This window comes from Aporhodopirellula aestuarii (genome assembly GCF_023701485.1).
Lineage (GTDB): Bacteria > Planctomycetota > Planctomycetia > Pirellulales > Pirellulaceae > Rhodopirellula > Rhodopirellula aestuarii.
The window spans coordinates 22,262-39,878 of record NZ_JAMQBK010000028.1 but is presented as its reverse complement, the minus strand read 5'-3'; the positions used below and the strand labels follow the sequence as shown (position 1 = coordinate 39,878).

The following is a 17,617-nucleotide window of genomic DNA, read 5'->3' as shown; positions in this document are numbered from 1 at the left end:
TAGACCTGAAGTACTGATTTTTACGAAGGTTGCACATCCGCGCGAGGCACGTTTCGCCCAAACCGCAAGGGTTAACGGCGTCACAAACTCCCTCTCCGGCGCAACCGTTTTTACGCTCAATCTCGACACTCACTCCGCCCAAACTGAAACAGCCCGATGCCCCAACCCGCCTCCCCGCTGCCCACCGAATTCCTCGACTTTTTGACCCACAACGCGACGCGTTTCCAGGAGGAATTGATGCAGTGGCTGCGGATCGCCAGCATCAGCAGCGATTCCTCCGCCCGACAGAATGTTCACCTCGCCGCCGAGTGGGTCAAGAATAAGTTTGAGGCGGCCGGTCTGAAAACGGAATCGTTCGAAACCGCCGGTTTCCCGCTGATTTATGCCGAAACGCCGCTGCCCGCCACGGAGGGCGAAAAAAAGCCTCCCGTCGCCCTCGTTTATGGACACTATGACGTGCAGCCGCCGGAGCCATTGGAGTTGTGGAACAGCCCGCCATTTGAGCCTGTCGTGCGCGACAATCAGATCTACGCCCGCGGGGCGACGGACGATAAAGGTCAAGTCCTGACGCACGTGATCGCGGTCTGCGAGTGGCTCGCCAGCGGTCGGACGCTCCCGATCCAGGTCAAATTCTTGATCGAGGGTGAAGAAGAAGTCGGCAGCGCGAACTTGGAAGAACACCTGCCGCGACTCGCCGAGACCCTCGCCTGCGACGTCGTCGTTGTTAGCGACAGCAGTCAATACGGGCCCGGACGTCCGGCCATCACCTGCGGATTGCGTGGTATCGCGACGTATGAGTTGTTCGTCGATGGGCCGAGCCATGACCTGCACAGCGGATCGTTCGGAGGTGCCGTGATGAATCCGGCAATCGCGCTTTGTCACATGCTCTCGAGCATGATCGACAAAGACGGCCGCATCGCTGTCGCCGGCTTCTACGACGACGTGTTGCCAATCCCCGAAATCGAACGTGAAGCCTGGAAACGACTTGGCAGCGACGACGCGGAGTTCGCTCGCAGCGTCGGTGTCGACACACTCGCCGGCGAACCCGGTTTCACTACCGACGAACGCCGATGGGCGAGACCCTCGTTCGACATCAACGGCCTGACATCAGGTCATCAGGGCGAAGGCGTGAAAACGGTTCTTCCCGCAAAAGCATCCGCAAAATTCAGCCACCGATTGGTCCCAGGCCAAGATCCCAAGACGATTACGCAAAAGCTCCAAGAACACTTCACGCAACATTGCCCCGCTGGCGTGAAATTTAAATTGAAACCCGATCACGGGGCCGGTGCGATGTTGGCCGATGCCTCCAGCCCGTACACCAAAGCCGCCTCGATTGCGGTGGAGTCCTCGTTTGGTGTGCCACCGGTGATGATCCGCGAAGGTGGTTCGATTCCGATTCTGGCACGCTTCCAAGAAGTTCTTGATTGCGACGTTCTGCTACTCGGATGGGGCCAGAATGACGACGCCGCACACAGCCCCAATGAGAAGTTTTCGTTGACCGATTTCCAACGCGGCATCCAAGCCTCCGCCGCGCTCTGGCAAGAGATGGGGCGAATCTGACCATCTCAGCGTGCTCGGCCAGTGTTTGGCATAGCAATCGCTTCTTCCTTCATCGTGTTAACCCGGCGGTCGTGCCCCCCACGATCACGACCGAGGCGTTACGTACGAACCGTTTCTGAACGCTGACGGATCACGTTGGCAGCCGATCAAACGACAAAAGGAAAATAAGATGGCTAAGAGCACACTCGAAAAGAAAACAATCGCATTTCTCGTTACCGACGGGTTTGAACAAGTCGAATTGACCCAGCCATGGGAAGAGATCAAGAAAGCGGGCGCGACCGTGCACTTGGTCTCGATCAAATCGGGCAAGGTGCAAGGCGTCCACCACGAGAAGCAAGGCGACCAATTCGACGTCGATAAAGTCGTCGGCGATGTCAGCGCGTCCGATTACGACGGGTTGGTCCTGCCCGGAGGCGTTTTTAATCCGGACGCACTGCGACTCAATGACGAGGCTGTCGATTTCGTCCGCGACTTCTTCAAACAACACAAACCTGTCGCCGCGATCTGCCATGGCCCGTGGACGCTGATCGAAGCCGGTGTGGTGGAAGGTCGCCGCGTCACATCGTGGCCGAGCTTGAAAACCGATCTCATCAACGCGGGTGCGAACTGGGTCGACGAAGAATGCGTCTGCGACGAAGGTCTCGTGACCAGTCGCCGCCCTGACGACCTACCCGCCTTCTGCAAGAAAGCGATCGAAGAATTCGCAGAGGGCAAACACGCCGAACAAACGGCTTGATCACGACTCGTGTCTGCCTCGCTATCTAGACCGAATCATTGCGATCCTATTGGGCCTGCCTTCGGTGATGCGGTCGGATTGGGAAGGCTTCGCTCCGCACGGTACGAAGCCCAACAAACCGACCGATTTCCCCCGGTCAGTGGACAAATGACTAAGATGCAGCCAGGAGAACTTGCAATCTGATGAGAAAATCCATCTGGCCCCGTGGCGATAATACCGACGTCCTGATTCAGGCTGCCCAAAAAGGCGATCCTGATGCGGTCAACCAATTGTTGGACCGGCACCGCGAAGGCATCCGACGGTTGGTCGAGATGCGACTTGACCGCAAGGTTCAGCAGCGGATCGACGTCAGCGATGTTGTCCAAGAGGTGCTCGTCGAGGCCAGCGGTCGGATGGCCAAGTACCTGGACGATCCCGTCATGGCGTTCCATCTGTGGCTGCGTCAGATCGCATGGGATCAGATCATCGACACGTATCGTCGGCACCGCGTGAGCGCCAAACGCAACATGGATCGCGAGCAGCCCATGCATGCCGGCGGCAACGGTGGTGTCGACGAATCGTCGGTCGACCTCGCCATTCAACTCTGCGATCCCGCCATGACCCCCGCCGCCGTGGCGACACAACGAGAGATCGCCACTCGCGTTGAGACCGCCATCGAAAGGCTCGACGACGCCGATCGCGAAGTCATCATGATGCGTCACTACGAGCATCTGACTAATCTCGAGATCGCCGAGGTGCTCGGTCTTCAACCGCCTGCGGCGAGCATGCGATACCTCCGCGCGATGCGGCGATTGCGGACCATGCTCGAACAGGAAGACGAATCGTTTTCCTGAGTCGGGCCCGTGGTTCGATCGGCAGCGATGCGTGTGGGACGTCGATTTAATTACTGCGGGATTTCAAGAGTAGCAGAACGGCGCGAGCCATCCGGTAACGCGGGACCGGACGGCTCGCGCCGTACCGCTAAAAAGAGCACTAAAACAATCGACGTCCCGTCGCCGCCTGCCTGCGTTGGATGCCGTCGCGATAAGGACGGCGAAATGCAAGAACAACCACCCCTCAGCTTGCGCGAACACTTTTCGCTTGCACGGTCTCTTCCGATAAAATTTCATCGAGACGCCGACGGATCAGATCCGCCCAGATGCGATAGCCTTCCTCGTTCTGGTGCAACTTGTCGCCACGAAAAAGTTCAGGGCGAGGCGTGTCGTCGGCGTTGAGATAATACTCCGCCGTGTTCAAACAAAACACGTTCGGCTCCGTCAGAGCGACTTCACGAAACATCGCGTTCAAACTGCGGATCTCAGGCCAAACCTTCCAACGCGAAGGCGTCGGCGTGACTTCGATGAGGAGAATGGGAGCATCGGGTTGGTATTTCCGCGACACCCCGATCACATGCATCACCATCTTGCGGACTTCGTCTACCGAACGGTCTTCGCTGGATCCAGTGATATCGTTGGCGACAAACAGGACCATCGCTCGATATTGGTGCGGCGAGATCAATCGCCGTGCGAACACAACAAAATCGCTGTGCCGGGCACCACCGTAGCCACGACGAATGATGGGGTAAGGCGCGAGCATCTCGGCGGCGTCGGTCCACAGCCGAATGCTGCTACTGCCGAGCAACAGGATTGCGTTTTCAGGATCGGGTTCGGTTTGATCGAGTTTTTCGAAGCGAGTGATATCGGCGTCCCAACGTCGGATCGCCTTGATTCTGTCTTTTGGCGACAGAATGCCGTCGAGTTCTTCTTCAGTGGCATTGAGAGGTGAGTCGACAAGCGTCGGTTGCTGGGTTTCGATCGCATTTTCAGACGCGGGAGCGGCCGTCTGCTGAGCAAAAGCCGCCGGGCTGCCAAAAATCACGGCCGCCGCGATCGCGGCGAGTGCTCCTACTACGCCAAAAGCACGACGCGGGCTGCTTGGTCGAACACGCAAACTCGCCCAAAGACGGCGGAAAGCTGGGTAAAACGGAGGGCGGGCGGAGAGTTTGGAGACGTTTAACTCAACAAAAAACAGCTTCATCGGAGGGGTTCCAAGGCGGGATTCGTAGGCACATCGTGATCGAAAATGCTGCAGACAGCTTACTCGAACGTGAACCGGTCTTGTCACCTGATTGCCAATCGCGAACACTGACGGCTGAAGAAACTCACTATGTACCCCTGAAGGTAATTTTCGAATGTCCGATCCGTTTGGTTCTCTATCGCCACTGCAGGCCGGTGGCTTCAACTCGATCTCCGATCATCGCATGGCCAGCAGCCATGCCAGTCAGGGTTACCAGCGTCAGCGTCAGATGACGTTGGGCGATCTGTTGCTGGAAAATCGCATCGTTTTCTTGCAAGGCGAGATTCACTACGCCAACGCAAACGAAATCGTGATGAAGCTGTTGTATCTGCAAAGCGAAAATCGTCGTAAAGACATCCATTTCTATATCAACTCGCCCGGCGGCAGCGTGACCGCGACCCTCGCGATCTACGACACCATGCAAATGGTCTCGTGCCCCGTCGCAACTTACTGCGTCGGCGAAGCGTGCAGCGGAGCGGCGGTTTTGCTCGTCGGCGGTGCCAAAGGCAAACGCTTCTGCTTGCCCAACAGCCGCGTCATGATGCACCAACCGATGGGTGGCGTGTCCGGCCAGGTCAGCGATATCGAAATCCAAGCTTCGGAAATGTTCCGCTATCGCGACAAACTGAACCAAATCATCAGCGAACACAGCGGCAAATCGGTCGAACAGATCGCCAAAGACACCGACCGTGACTTCTTCCTCTCCGCAGAAGAGGCCAAAGAATACGGCTTGGTCGACGATTTGCTCAAGAAACAAGAAGTCGAGGCGGAAGAAGACGACATCTAGTCGTTCTCAGCTTTTGCTGACCCCAACCGCTTCCTATCCAATTACCAGAATCACCAGACAAAGTTACTAATATGCCAGTCATCCCTTACGTAGTCGAAAGCAACGGCCGCGAAGAACGTACCTACGATATCTACAGCCGGTTGCTCAAAGACCGCATCATTTTCCTCGGCCAACAGGTCGACGACCAAATCAGCAACGCGTTGGTCGCCCAAATGCTGTTTCTGCAGTCGGATGACCCCAAAGCGGACATCCATATGTATATCAACTCGCCCGGCGGCAGCATCACGGCGGGCATGGCGATCTACGACACGATGCAATTCGTCAGTTGCGACGTGGCGACGTACTGCATGGGTCAGGCCGCCTCGATGGGTGCGGTCTTGCTGACCGCCGGCGCCAAAGGGAAACGTTTCTCGCTACCAAACGCCCGGATCATGATCCACCAACCGCTCGCCGGGATGCAGGGAACCGCTCGTGAAGTCGAAATTCACGTCGGCGAATTGCGCCGGATCAAGACGCGGATGAACGAAATCATGATCGAACACACCGGTCACTCGCTCGAAAAGATCGAAGAAGACACCGATCGCGACCGTTTCATGTCGGCCGATGAAGCCTGCCAGTACGGTTTGATCGACAAAGTCGTCAGCAAGGTCGCCGAAGCCAACAAGTAACGGCGTGATTTCGATAGGACGACTCCTTCGGGAGTTTCCCATTCCCCCTTCGTCTAGCGGCCCAGGACGTCGGCTTATCCGGCCGGAAACGCTCGTTCGAATCGGGCAGGGGGTGTTTGGCGAATCGTGACCACCGTGGCTATGATGGGAAGCAACTCTGCTCTCCCATCGTCAATCGATCGCCCCAATGCCATCATCGCCAGCCGTCATCCGTTTCGTTTATTTTGACCTCGGAAACGTTTTGGTCGCCTTTGACAGGCAACTCGCCTGTCAGAACGTGGCCAATTTATTCGCCGGTGATGTCGAGCACGTCGATGAATTCTTGCATATTCATGGCCTGCAAAACGAACTCGAATGCGGACGAATCAGCGAACAGGAGTTCGCCGCGACCGTCCGCGCCAAAATGTTGGCGGCCGCGAGCGACGAAAACCTCTCGGCAACGATCGCTCAAATCGCCGACCAAGCCATCCTGACCGCAATCAGTGACATGTTCTCTCCGATCGAATCGATGCGAGAGTTGCTTCGATCGATTCGCCAAAGCGGAATTCCCGTCGGGATCTTGAGCAACACCTGCAACGCACATTGGAGCTGGGTGCACTCGCAATCTTACCCGGTCCTCGAAGGCCCCTTCGACGTGTGCGTCGTGAGCCATGAAGTGGGTGCGATGAAACCGGATCGGTTGATCTATGAAACCGCGACCCGGCGCGTCTCCGAATTCGCAAACGTTGTGCCCGAGGAAATTCTGTTCCTCGACGACAAAGAAGAAAATGTGCTCGCCGCGCGTGACCACGGATGGCGGGCCGAAGTCTGTTTTGGCGGCGAAGAGGCCGAACAAGTCTTATTGGATTACGGCGTTTTGGCAAACAAAGTTACACGATGTGAAACCGGCTTGGAGGCTGCCCCCCGATCATGAACTCACCGACCATTACCCCATCGACCATCCACGCTGAATTAAGTTCCTCGTCGACCTCTCCTCGGACCGTGGCGGTGATCGACATCGGGGCGATCAGTATCCGCATGGCGATTGCGGAGATCCACGCCGACGGACAAATCCGCACACTCGAATCGCTGATCCAGCCCGTTGATCTGGGACGCGATGCGTTCGAGTCCCGCCGTTTGGGACGCAAAGGAATCGAAAGGGCCGCGACCGTGCTCAGACGATTTCGACGCGTGCTCAATGAGTATGGCGTGACGGACACCAAAGACATCCGCGTCGTCGCCACCAGCGCGGTACGCGAAGCGGTCAACCGGATCGCGTTCATCGATCGCGTCTATGTCGCCACGGGGCTCGACGTTGAACCGATCGACGAGGCCGAAGTCAACCGGATCACGTACATGGGCATCACACCGATGTTGATGGCGCGAGCCGAAACCGCCGAATCCAAATCGGTGGTCATCGAAGTCGGCAGCGGCAGCACCGAGTTGCTGATGATCCGAGGTGGCAACGTGCTGCACTCGGATTCCTTCCGACTGGGATCACTGCGTTTGATCCAAGAACTCGACGCCTCGGGACTGCGTGGGGCAAAGTTTCGTCATCTGCTCGAGACACACGTCCGCCGTTTTGTCATCCGCATCGCCGAAGAACTCAAAGCCGATGCCCCGTTGCAACTCGTGGTCATGGGAGGCGATATCCGCTTCGCGGCGCACCAATTGATCGACGATTGGGACGAACAAACGCTCGCCAAACTGCCCACCAACAAACTCGAAAAGCTCTCCAGCCAAATCCTTTCGATGAGCGAAGATGCCATCGTTGATCAAATGGGCGCCACCTTTGTTGAGGCGGAAACCTTGTCCGTCTCGCTGCTCGCCTACACGTTGTTTGCCAAGCATTTCGAACTGTCACATCTCTTCGTCAGCGGCGCGAACCTGCGTGACGGATTGCTCGCCGATATCGAGCAAGGCGGAAACTGGACCAGCGAATTTCGGCAGCAGATTATCCGCTCAGCGATGTCTCTGGGACAACAATATGACGTCGACCTAGCGCACGCCCGTTCCGTCGCGGAATTGGCTCGTGGTCTGTTCGAACAGCTCACCGCCGACCACCAACTCGACGCTCGTCACGAAGTGCTGTTATACGTCGCCGCGCTTTTGCACGAAGTCGGTTTATATGTGAACCTGCACAGCAATCACAAACATGCGTACTATTTGATTCGAAACAGCGAACTGTTTGGTCTCAGTCGGCAAGAACTGCAACTCGTTGCTTTGGTCGCACGTTATCATCGCCGCGCCTCACCACAAGCGAGTCACGAAGGTTACAGCTCGCTGGATCGGAAAGACCGCGTCGCGGTGACCAAAATGGCCGCGTTGCTGCGAATTGCGATCGCACTCGACGACACACGCAGCGGCCGGATTCGCGAAGTCGTGTGCACGCGGGAAGAGAAGCAAATGGTGATTGCGGTCCCCGGGGTGGAAGACGTTTCTCTTGAACAACTCGCGCTCCGTGTGAACAGTTCTCTGTTTCGAGATATTTTTGGTGTCCCCGTTTTACTGCGAGCCGGAGAATAGACCTTGAAAAGGTTCCCCTTTTTCTCATCACCCTCACAGCATTCCCTCGCAATCGCGCTGGCAGTGATGGTGGGGCACGTCGGCATCTTGCACGCCCAGCCGCCTGTTTCGGCGACGTCCCCGTCTCCATCTCACCTGACTCCACCCCACCCGTCTCCAACTCACCCATCTCCAACCCACCAGGCCCCATCGATCGTGTCTGACCCTACCCGCATCGTATTGGCGCAGTATTCTGGCAGTGGTGAGACGGGCCCCTATCAATCCCGGGATCCCTACGCCGTAGCGCGCCAACGCCTGGTCGACACGCGAATCCGAACTGCCGGCGTCACCAACGAGCGTGTGCTCTCGGCAATTGCCGAAACGCCACGGCATGAATTCGTCCCCGCGAGCGTTCGTGACAAAGCGTATTTCGACATGGCGTTGCCGATCGGTGCGGCGCAAACGATCAGCAGCCCGTTTATCGTCGCTTCGATGACCGAAACACTCGACCCGCAACCCGAAGACCGTGTCCTCGAAATCGGAACAGGCAGCGGTTATCAGGCAGCGGTGCTGAGTCCGCTGGTCTCGGAAGTGTATTCGATCGAAATCGTCGAGTCCCTCGGATTAAACGCGCGAAAGGTGCTTGATCGGCTCGGTTACACAAATGTCCACACCAAAATCGGTGACGGATTTTTGGGTTGGCCCGATAAATCGCCGTTTGACAAAATCATCGTCACGTGCAGCCCTGAATCGGTCCCAGTACCGCTCGTCGAACAACTCCGCGAAGGAGGTTCGATGATCATTCCGGTAGGTGAACGTTATCAACAAACGCTTTATCGGATGACCAAACGCGATGGCAAGCTCGTCCGCGAACCGCTGCGTCCGACACTCTTCGTTCCGATGACCGGAACCGCCGAGTCGGGCCGCAAAAACAAACCGGATCCCTCCAATCCCGTCATCATCAACGGGGACTTCGAACAATCCAGCCCTGAGCATGCGGCCACCGGCGCGAGTTCCCCCGCAAATAACGACGCCATCGCATCCGATGCACTGCATCCGTTGGACGCACCGCAGCCCAATCCGGCTGATTTTATCGCCGGATGGTATTACGGACGCCAGGTCAAGCGATTCGTCGAAAACGGGCAAGCGATGGCGAGATTTGAGAACCAAACCGCCGGCCTCGGCTCGCATCTCTTGCAAGGGATCGCGATCGACGGCAGCCAAGTGTCGACAATCCGACTGTCCACCCGAGTCCGGACGGAGAATGTGGTTAAAGGCCCCGAACCGGACTCTTGGCCGATGCTCGCGATCAGCTATTACGACGCCAATCGTCGCGATCTCGGGATGGTTTCGCTCGGCCCCTATCGCGGCACCCGTGATTGGCGAAAAGACAGCCGAATCTTGCGTGTTCCGCCGTCCGCGAAGGAAGCGATCATCCGCATCGGGCTGTTCGGAGCCACCGGACGAGCCGACTTTGATGACGTCAAAGTGGAAAAAATGGGTCGTTAAATTTTACCCAGACTGCTTGATCGGCCCCCCTTCCTCGCTATCCTAACGACTGGCACAGTAGGCGATCTCGGTCCGTACCACCAACAGCAACATGTGTGGGGTCGCCGAAAAAGTCGCATCACTTGACAGGGCTGAGCCTGACCCGGACGCAAGAATTCTCAATCATCTGGGCGCCGGTGGCATCCACTTTTACAACCGAGACAACGAAGGATGGAGGAACGTACATGAGGTGTTTTCACCTGTTGGTATCTCTCTCGCTAGCACTGACGGTCAGTGTGTCGGCGGAGGCTGGTGGCTCTTACGGGAGCTACGGTAGTTATGGCAGCGGCGGCAGCTCCGGCGGAAGCTCCGGTGGAGTTGTCTACGGCAGCAGCGGTGGCGGATTGCTATCCGGTTTGCGTGCCCGCATCGCCGCTCGCCATGCCGGTTCATCCGGTGGCAGTTACGGCGCGTCTTCGGGTGGTTCCTCAGGCGGTTCGTCCGGCGGAACCTACGTCGCGAGCTATGCTTCGTCCGGATCATCCGGTGGCTCTTCGGGTGGCGGACTGTTCAGTCGTATCCGCGCTCGCATCCAGGCCAAACACGCAGCTCGTGGATCGAGTGGCGGTTCGTCAGGTGGTTACGTCTCGTCTTACTCGAGCGGCGGCGCCAGCAGTGGTGGCAGCAGCGGTGGGTATTACTCGAGCAGTGTTTCCGTCTCGGGCGGCAGCTCGGGTGGTAGTTCGGGTGGCTACATCGCTCCCGTCTCGTACTCCGCTCCTATGATCCAGTCGAGCTACCCAGCTCAATCGTACCCATCGGGTACGGTCATCGAATCGGGCAGCTACCCGGTCGAAGGCAGCGTCATCAATGGCAGTGCTTATCATGAATCGGCCCCATCGAGCGGCGCGGTCATCGACGGCACCATCATCGATAGCGGTGCGAGCTACGAGTCCCGCAAACCGACTCTGGATGACGACGCCGCATTGTTGACCGTGGCGGTTCCTTTGGAATCCGCACGCGTCACCGTCAACGGTCACGAAACGACCAGCGACGGAATGATTCGTCAATTCATGTCACGTGGACTCAAAGAGGGTTACCTCTACACCTACGAAGTCGTGGTCACCTACGAAGTCGACGGTCGTGAGCAGCGTGACGCGAAGACCATCAAACTGCGTCCCGGCGACATGGAACGAATGGTCTTCCAACAAGACGCCGAAGCCGCATCGGACGACTCGCAGCCAGCCGCTGGCGAAGCCGCCGAAGAAAACACGCAAGCCGAAGCGGGACAACAAGCAGCCGACGCGACCGAAACCGTCGTTCAGCTCTTTGTTCCTGCCAACGCGGTTGTTTCCCTCGCCGGTAACGAAACCAACGGTTTCGGACGCGTTCGCACGTTCCGCACCACCCAACTCGCCGCTGGTGAGAGCTGGGAAAACTACACCGTAGTGGTCAGTGCCAGTGTCAACGGACGTAACATCCGTAACGAACGCACGATTGACGTCGCCGCTGGCAGCACCGTCGAACTCGAGTTCGACTTCAACGCAAACACGTTGGCCATGCGTTAAGAACATCGGAAACGGACCAGCCTTCACCGGCTGACACGCCATTCCCAATCACGAGGCCGTGTTCAAGAATTCTTGAACACGGCTTTTTTCGTAGCATCGCAAAGCATTTCTAGCTTCTAGCTTCTAGCTTCTAGCTTCTAGCTTCTAGCTCCCAGCTCCCAGCTCCCAGCTCCCAGCTCCCACCTCCCAATCCCCAGCACCCGCCCCGTCAATCTGCTATCCTCCAACCGGGGCGTCCTCATCACCCTTCCTACCAACGGGAGACCAACTGATGACACAAGATGAATCGCTGATCGAAAAGATTCAGGCACGAGACGTCGAGGCGTTGGCCGAATACATCGCCGTGCACCGCGATCAACTGTCCGGCTTCGTCCGCTCCATCACCGGCGAACACCTGCTGGCCGTGACCGAGCTCGACGATCTGATACAGGAGGTATCCGCGACGGCAATCTCAGGCCTCTCGACGGCGCCGTTGGACCAATACTCTCCGATGCAGTGGCTGCAACAGATCGCGCGGCGACGCGTCGTCGATGCCCACCGCTTTCACTTCGACGCCAAGATCCGGGACTTCGGCCGCCAAAAATCCATCCACGCGGCAGCATCACCGGGCGGCAACGACGAATCCGATGGGGGACTCGAAAGGTTGCTCGCCGCCAGCATGACGTCGCCCAGTGCGGCGGTTAGCCGAGACATTCGGATGCACCGGATGTCCGAAGCAATCGCTTCCCTGAGCGAAGAACAGCAAGCGGCGATTCGACTGCGCTACGTCGACGGCCTACCGACCAAATCCATCGCCGAGAAACTCGGCAAGACCGATGTTGCCATCCGCGTGCTGCTTTCGCGAAGCATGCGAGAACTCGAAAAACGACTCGACGATGTGCGACCGAGCCGGTGAAGCCCGGTTGAGAAACTCTATGGAATATTCCAGGATGAAGCCGTGTCGCTCCATCACTCCCTTTGAGTCAATATTCCCATCATGTCCTCAGTCTCCACCGACGTCGCTCGTGTACTGATCGCAGGTTCATGGCGAAACGCTTCGCCCCAATCCACGTTTCATGCCACCGATCCCAACCTAAACTCCGCGTTACCTGAAACGTTCCCCGTCAGCACCTGGGACGACTGTGAAGCCGCCCTCGATGCCGCCGCCGCCGCGGCAGTGGAACTTCGCAAATTACCAGCGGAAAAAATTGCGAATTTTCTGTGTCTTTATGCGGATAAAATCGACTCCGCCAAAGATTCTCTCGTCGATGCGGCATTCGCCGAAACCGGATTGGCTCGATCCCCCCGACTCGCCGATGTCGAACTGCCTCGCACGAGCAACCAGTTGCGGGCCGCTGCCGAAGCGTGCCGGACCGGTAACTGGGCACTGCCCACGATCGATACCAAAGCCGGCATTCGTTCGTGCTATCGTCCACTCGGTCCTGTTTGCGTCTTCGGACCAAACAATTTCCCATTTGCATTCGGCAGTGTTTCGGGTGGCGATTTCGCGGCCGCGATCGCAGCGGGCAATCCGGTCATCGGCAAAGCAAACAGTTCGCATCCCGAAACGACACGCCTGTTCGCCGAACTGGCTTTGGAAGCGGTCCAAGAAACCGGTCTTCCCGAGGCGACCGTACAACTGCTCTATCGCACCGACCACGCCGATGGCGAACGTTTGGTGTCAGACCCTCGCGTCGGCGCCACCGGTTACACCGGCAGTCGCTCGGCCGGACTGACACTCAAAGCCGCCGCCGATCGCGCCGGCAAACCGATCTACCTGGAACTGTCCAGCGTCAACCCGGTCGTCATCACCCCGGGTGCATTGGCACAGCGAGGCGACGCCATCGTCAAAGATTTCGTCACCAGCGTGCTGATGGGCACCGGCCAGTTCTGCACCAACCCAGGAATGGTTTTGCTGGTCGCCAACAACGACACCGAAGCTTTCATCACGGCAGTCAAAGAGCAATTCGAATCCACCGCAGCAGGGACACTGCTCTCGCCAGCGGTCACGAAATCGCTCGGCAAGAGCATTCAGACCCTCGCAAGCCTCGGTGCTGAACTGTTGACCGGGGGTGGTGATCCCGAACCCGATCGCTGCGCGATGGCGAACACCTTGATGCGGGTGGATGGGACAACGTTCTTGTCCGACCCCGAGGGCTTCCAAACCGAAGCGTTCGGCAACGCGTCGGTCGTCGTGGTCGCGAACGATCTTTCCCAGTTGTGCGAGGTCATCGGTCAACTCGAAGGCAATCTGACGGGTTGTATCTATTCCGCCGAGGACGGCAGCGAAGAGCGTGATGTTGAGCAAATCTCATTCGCCCTCGAACCCAAAGTCGGCCGACTCCTCAACGACAAAATGCCGACCGGCGTCGCGGTGAGTCCCGCAATGAACCACGGGGGCCCCTATCCCGCGACCGGTCACCCCGGATTCACCGCCGTCGGTGTGCCCGCCTCGTTACTGCGTTTCGGCAAGCTCACCAGTTTTGACAATGTTCGCCAAGATCGTCTTCCGGCGTTGCTACAAGACGACGCCCCCACCGACGAAACCATGCGGTTAATCGACGGCCAATGGCGAACCGGGTCCGTCTAAAGCTTGCCTTGCAAAACAGTCCGCAGTCCCGTCCAGCGGGACTGCGGGTTCGACGGAGTAGTGCCAGTTGAACTTACATGGTCCGTCCGTGCTTTCACGCACGCCGAGACACTCCGACAAAACGGCCAATCTGCCCGAAAAACGCAGCGAAAACGATTGCCAACGACGGAGCGACTGCTCAGGATAAAGTAGTAGCGACGCAGGGGACCAAGCACCGTCCCGGGTCACTCGCCGCCATTTAGCGCCGCAAGTGTCCTCCCTCGGTGTCTGTCACCTTGAACGCGTCGCACTTTACCGACAGTTCAAAGGCCGATCGATGTGTGTCCTGACCAAACGGTGGCTGCTTTCTTCGACGGCGCGTCAACAGCGTTCGTTGGATGGACTCGCAATCGGTAGGCCCAGCGGAATCGTGGCGTGCACGTCACGATCCGGCAGGCCGCTTCTCCGAGACGGCGCAGACGCGTTTACCACTCGTTGCACCGGACCTGCCGCGTCGACACGAGCATTCTCGGCGATGATGCAACCGAGGCAACGATGAGCCGCAAAGCTGAGCAAATCGTCGACGACTTGCGGGACTTCATCGTGCCTTCTTATCCCGACATCGAAATCCGCGTTCGGCCTTGGGAAGAAGATGAGAGGCGTCTTGCCATCTATTTTACTGATACCAAGTTCGCGTCGCTCTACCCCTACCAACGTTGGCATTATCTGACTCACCTCATCCCGTCGGAATACCAAGAACAATATTTGGAGACGACGGTTTGGTTCGAACTCGCGCCCGGTGAATCGCCAGCGGACTTGAGCTATCCCGACGAGGAACTGATCTCGGACATCACGCCTGACGTCATGCGAATCCTGAAGGCAATCGGCTTCTTCCGGAAACTCGATGACATCATGTGTCCCCACAAGAAGACAGCCGAGCGTGGGCGATGTTGGGGTGACTTCCGCAACTCAAGGCCCCTCTTGTTGAGCAGTGGAATTACCGAAAGCGAACTCTTTGATGTCTTTCACGTTCTGATGCTTCAGGGAGGATTCTGTGACTGCGAAATTCTTTACAATGCGGTGGAAGAGAGCCGACTCAAAGCGGAGTACTGGACGGCCCGGGCCGAGGGAATCGAGCCACACGATCCGCATCGAAAAACGTGAACCCATACGAACCACCGCAAGCCGAATCACTCGACTTCACGCGAAGGGGCGTCACGCTAATGCCGCGTCCTCTCGCAACACACACGAGCAAAGTCGTCTATCGATTTGGGCTTTTTCAATTTACCTGGCCCTTGGCTGTCGCTTACTGGACAGACTCATTGCCCATTGATATCTGGGCATTGTTTATCGCATCGAACGGATTGAGCGTCCGACCGAGTGCCTTCAGACGCCTTCCCTGGACGGCGTTGATGTGCCTCGTCTACCCGATCGCATTGATCGCCGCCTTCGCTGAGTACGACCCGCTCGATATTGGGAACTGGGTGCCTTCGCGTTTCTCGCCTGTCTTTTCATTGCAGCTGTTCTCGTCGGCGTGGGCGTTCTACGCGGTCGTTTGCATTCTCCGTTGTCACTTCGCACATCAGCGCAAAGAGCTTCCAACTCACAATGCCTTCTGATCAAGCATCCCAGATTGACCGAGGGCACTTGCGCGGCGTTCTCTCCCCAATCGGATCGCCTCCAACGTATCTGTTATCTTGGTTGGCGGTATGACACCCTGATGAACAGCTCCACACACAATTACACTCAGTCAGAAAATGAACCGATTTTCACCACGAGCAACCACGCCGGGTTGGATATTGCTAGCCTTGTTGTCGTGCCCTGCTTTTGGACAAGGCGAAACCGAAACCGTCACGCAACCGACCATCGAACTACCGAACAAAGAATCGTTTCACCTCTTCGTGTTAGCGGGTCAATCCAACATGGCAGGACGCGGCGAAGTGACCGACGCCGATCGCCAACCGCATGAGCGATTGTACATGTGGAGCGAAGACGGACGGTGGGTACCGGCTGTGGATCCGGTGCATTTTGACAAACCCAAAGTTGTCGGTGTCGGACCGGGTCGGACCTTCGGGATCTCACACGCCAACGCACGCCCTGATATTTCCATCGGTCTGATCCCGTGCGCCGTGGGCGGTTCGCCAATCGATTGTTGGTTACCGGGCGGTTATCACTCGTCGACAAAAACGCACCCATATGACGACGCGGTCAAACGTATCCGAGCGGCGTCTGATGACGGCACGATCCAAGGCATCCTCTGGCATCAGGGCGAAGGAGACTCCAGCCCTAACCGTGCCGAGGTCTACCAAGAAAAGCTGCTCGGCGTGCTGCAACGCTTGCGAGCCGAATGCGGCGGCGAGCCTCCCATCATGATCGGCCAACTGGGGCAATTTCCTGAGCGTCCGTGGACCGAGGGTCGCCGCATGGTGAATTGGGCGCATCGGCAAGTCGCTCTCAAACTCCCGCATGCCGCGTTTGTTTCATCGGATGGACTTACCTCCAATCCCGACCTCATTCACTTCAACCGTTTCTCGGCAGTACTATTTGGTTATCGATATCACGACGCCTATCTCGGACTTCGCAATGCGGTCCCTGGCGTCAAAACGGATCGGATCGAAGATGCGTTAACGACGATCCGAGAACATCTCCGCACCCAAGAAAAGATCAGCGGAAACGTTGCGGAAAAATGGTCGTTGTGCCACGCGTGGTTGACACCGGAAGAGCGACGACAAGCGGTCCAGCTCATCATCGAACCTGAATATTGGGTCGCCGAAAACCTGAGGGGTTACCCTCTCGAAGAGCAAGTATCTTTATTGAGTTTGGTGGACATGTCCGAGGCGAGCGATGAGCTGGCACACCGTGTCGCCGCCGTCGCTGAAATGTGGGCGGTCAAGGACGCCGATGCGGCCCGGCATTGGCTGCGTACCATTGAATCCGATTATTGTCGCGGTCACGGTATCGAAGCTTTGTTAGCGACCGTCTTTGAACGAGACCCTTCTGCCAGCCTTGACCTCCTCGGACATTTAACTGATCAGGAAGCGGACGATCTGATCGGCTACGCAGAGATGCCGGACTATGAGCTTGATGCGCAGACTTGGGCCAAAGAAGTAGCGACCTTCGAATCGGCTCTTTTGCGCAACTTTTTGCAGAGCGGTTCGGTTGTCTGGAAGCTGGCATTGGAGGACACCGAGGCAGCATTGAGCTATGTCGCTGGCCTACCCGAGGCTCAGCAGAACCCTCGACAAGGTTGGCAGATCATTGCGTCCTGGATGAAGCAGCAGCCCGCGAACGCGTCCCAAGTCCTCGAATGGATGGAAACTCGCCTGCCAGAGCGACTTCGTTCGGATGCCCACTACCAAAACATTGCCCAGTGGTGGCACCCGATGGATCGAGAGGCCTTGGTGCAGTGGTTGAACGAACTTCCAGCGGGCACGCGACGCGACGCGGTGCTGCAAGGTTTCATCGGCGAGGAATCACACACCGATATCGAATCGGCGTATCAATGGGCTAAACAAATCCAAAATGAGCACGACCGGTTGACCGTGAACGCCCGCCTGTTGAGACGATGGTTGGCCACCGATCCCGATGCGGTTCGTGAGTTATTGCCGACCGCCGAGCTATTGAAACAGGATCGAGAGGACATCGAGCGTAGATTGCAACGCCCCTAAGTCAACGCTCGTTCGCAGAGCGAACGGCCACGTGGCCATTCGCTCCGCGAATGTG

The 17,617-nt window shown here is 57.6% G+C and carries 15 protein-coding genes; 14 read left to right on the top strand and 1 reads right to left on the bottom strand.

The window, feature by feature from the left end; translation table 11 throughout:
* Positions 1 to 156 precede the first annotated feature (156 nt).
* The 3 genes from NB063_RS10385 to NB063_RS10375 all read left to right on the top strand — a co-directional run bounded on the left by NB063_RS10385 (position 157) and on the right by NB063_RS10375 (position 3,129).
* The gene (locus NB063_RS10385; protein ID WP_261367307.1) at positions 157 to 1,560 is read left to right on the top strand and encodes a dipeptidase; all 1,404 of its coding nucleotides are present in this window, start codon (positions 157 to 159) and stop codon (positions 1,558 to 1,560) included.
* Positions 1,561 to 1,729: 169 nt separating this feature from the next.
* The gene (locus NB063_RS10380; RefSeq protein ID WP_250928662.1) at positions 1,730 to 2,296 is read left to right on the top strand and encodes a type 1 glutamine amidotransferase domain-containing protein; all 567 of its coding nucleotides are present in this window, start codon (positions 1,730 to 1,732) and stop codon (positions 2,294 to 2,296) included.
* A gap of 182 nt (positions 2,297 to 2,478) precedes the next feature.
* Positions 2,479 to 3,129, top strand: a complete 651-nt coding sequence (locus NB063_RS10375) for a sigma-70 family RNA polymerase sigma factor (RefSeq protein ID WP_250928661.1) — start codon at positions 2,479 to 2,481, stop codon at positions 3,127 to 3,129.
* Positions 3,130 to 3,352: 223 nt separating this feature from the next.
* Here the strand turns inward: NB063_RS10375 and NB063_RS10370 are convergent, their stop codons facing one another.
* Positions 3,353 to 4,312 (bottom strand): GDSL-type esterase/lipase family protein, encoded by a 960-nt coding sequence (locus tag NB063_RS10370; protein WP_250928660.1) that lies wholly within the window; start codon positions 4,310 to 4,312, stop codon positions 3,353 to 3,355.
* A gap of 154 nt (positions 4,313 to 4,466) precedes the next feature.
* Between NB063_RS10370 and NB063_RS10365 the strand changes: the two genes are divergently transcribed.
* The 11 genes from NB063_RS10365 to NB063_RS10315 all read left to right on the top strand — a co-directional run bounded on the left by NB063_RS10365 (position 4,467) and on the right by NB063_RS10315 (position 17,562).
* Entirely contained in the window at positions 4,467 to 5,138 is a 672-nt protein-coding gene (locus tag NB063_RS10365) for a ClpP family protease (protein WP_250928659.1), read from the top strand.
* A 71-nt stretch (positions 5,139 to 5,209) separates the two neighbouring features.
* Entirely contained in the window at positions 5,210 to 5,806 is a 597-nt protein-coding gene (clpP, locus tag NB063_RS10360; RefSeq protein ID WP_250928658.1) for an ATP-dependent Clp endopeptidase proteolytic subunit ClpP, read from the top strand.
* 187 nt (positions 5,807 to 5,993) lie between these two features.
* A complete protein-coding gene (locus tag NB063_RS10355; RefSeq protein ID WP_250928657.1) occupies positions 5,994 to 6,719 on the top strand; it encodes an HAD family hydrolase in 726 nt (241 codons plus the stop codon).
* Complete coding sequence (locus NB063_RS10350) at positions 6,716 to 8,311, top strand: Ppx/GppA phosphatase family protein (protein ID WP_250928656.1); 1,596 nt, start codon at positions 6,716 to 6,718, stop codon at positions 8,309 to 8,311. Before NB063_RS10355 ends, NB063_RS10350 begins: the two co-directional genes overlap by 4 nt.
* A gap of 66 nt (positions 8,312 to 8,377) precedes the next feature.
* Positions 8,378 to 9,799, top strand: coding sequence for a protein-L-isoaspartate(D-aspartate) O-methyltransferase (locus tag NB063_RS10345; protein ID WP_407652594.1), 1,422 nt, complete (start codon positions 8,378 to 8,380; stop codon positions 9,797 to 9,799).
* Between the two features lie 224 nt (positions 9,800 to 10,023).
* Positions 10,024 to 11,346, top strand: a complete 1,323-nt coding sequence (locus NB063_RS10340) for a TIGR03000 domain-containing protein (RefSeq protein WP_250928654.1) — start codon at positions 10,024 to 10,026, stop codon at positions 11,344 to 11,346.
* A 271-nt stretch (positions 11,347 to 11,617) separates the two neighbouring features.
* On the top strand, positions 11,618 to 12,241 hold the full coding sequence (locus tag NB063_RS10335) for an RNA polymerase sigma factor (protein WP_250928653.1): 624 nt from the start codon (positions 11,618 to 11,620) through the stop codon (positions 12,239 to 12,241).
* Positions 12,242 to 12,322: 81 nt separating this feature from the next.
* Positions 12,323 to 13,915 (top strand): aldehyde dehydrogenase (NADP(+)), encoded by a 1,593-nt coding sequence (locus NB063_RS10330; protein WP_250928652.1) that lies wholly within the window; start codon positions 12,323 to 12,325, stop codon positions 13,913 to 13,915.
* 534 nt (positions 13,916 to 14,449) lie between these two features.
* Positions 14,450 to 15,058, top strand: a complete 609-nt coding sequence (locus NB063_RS10325; protein WP_250928651.1) for a DUF2695 domain-containing protein — start codon at positions 14,450 to 14,452, stop codon at positions 15,056 to 15,058.
* Positions 15,055 to 15,513: a hypothetical protein gene (locus NB063_RS10320; protein ID WP_250928650.1), complete on the top strand. Its 459-nt coding sequence runs from the start codon at positions 15,055 to 15,057 to the stop codon at positions 15,511 to 15,513. The genes NB063_RS10325 and NB063_RS10320 overlap by 4 nt, the downstream gene beginning before the upstream one ends.
* Positions 15,514 to 15,651: 138 nt before the next feature.
* On the top strand, positions 15,652 to 17,562 hold the full coding sequence (locus tag NB063_RS10315) for a sialate O-acetylesterase (RefSeq protein ID WP_250928649.1): 1,911 nt from the start codon (positions 15,652 to 15,654) through the stop codon (positions 17,560 to 17,562).
* Positions 17,563 to 17,617 lie beyond the last annotated feature (55 nt).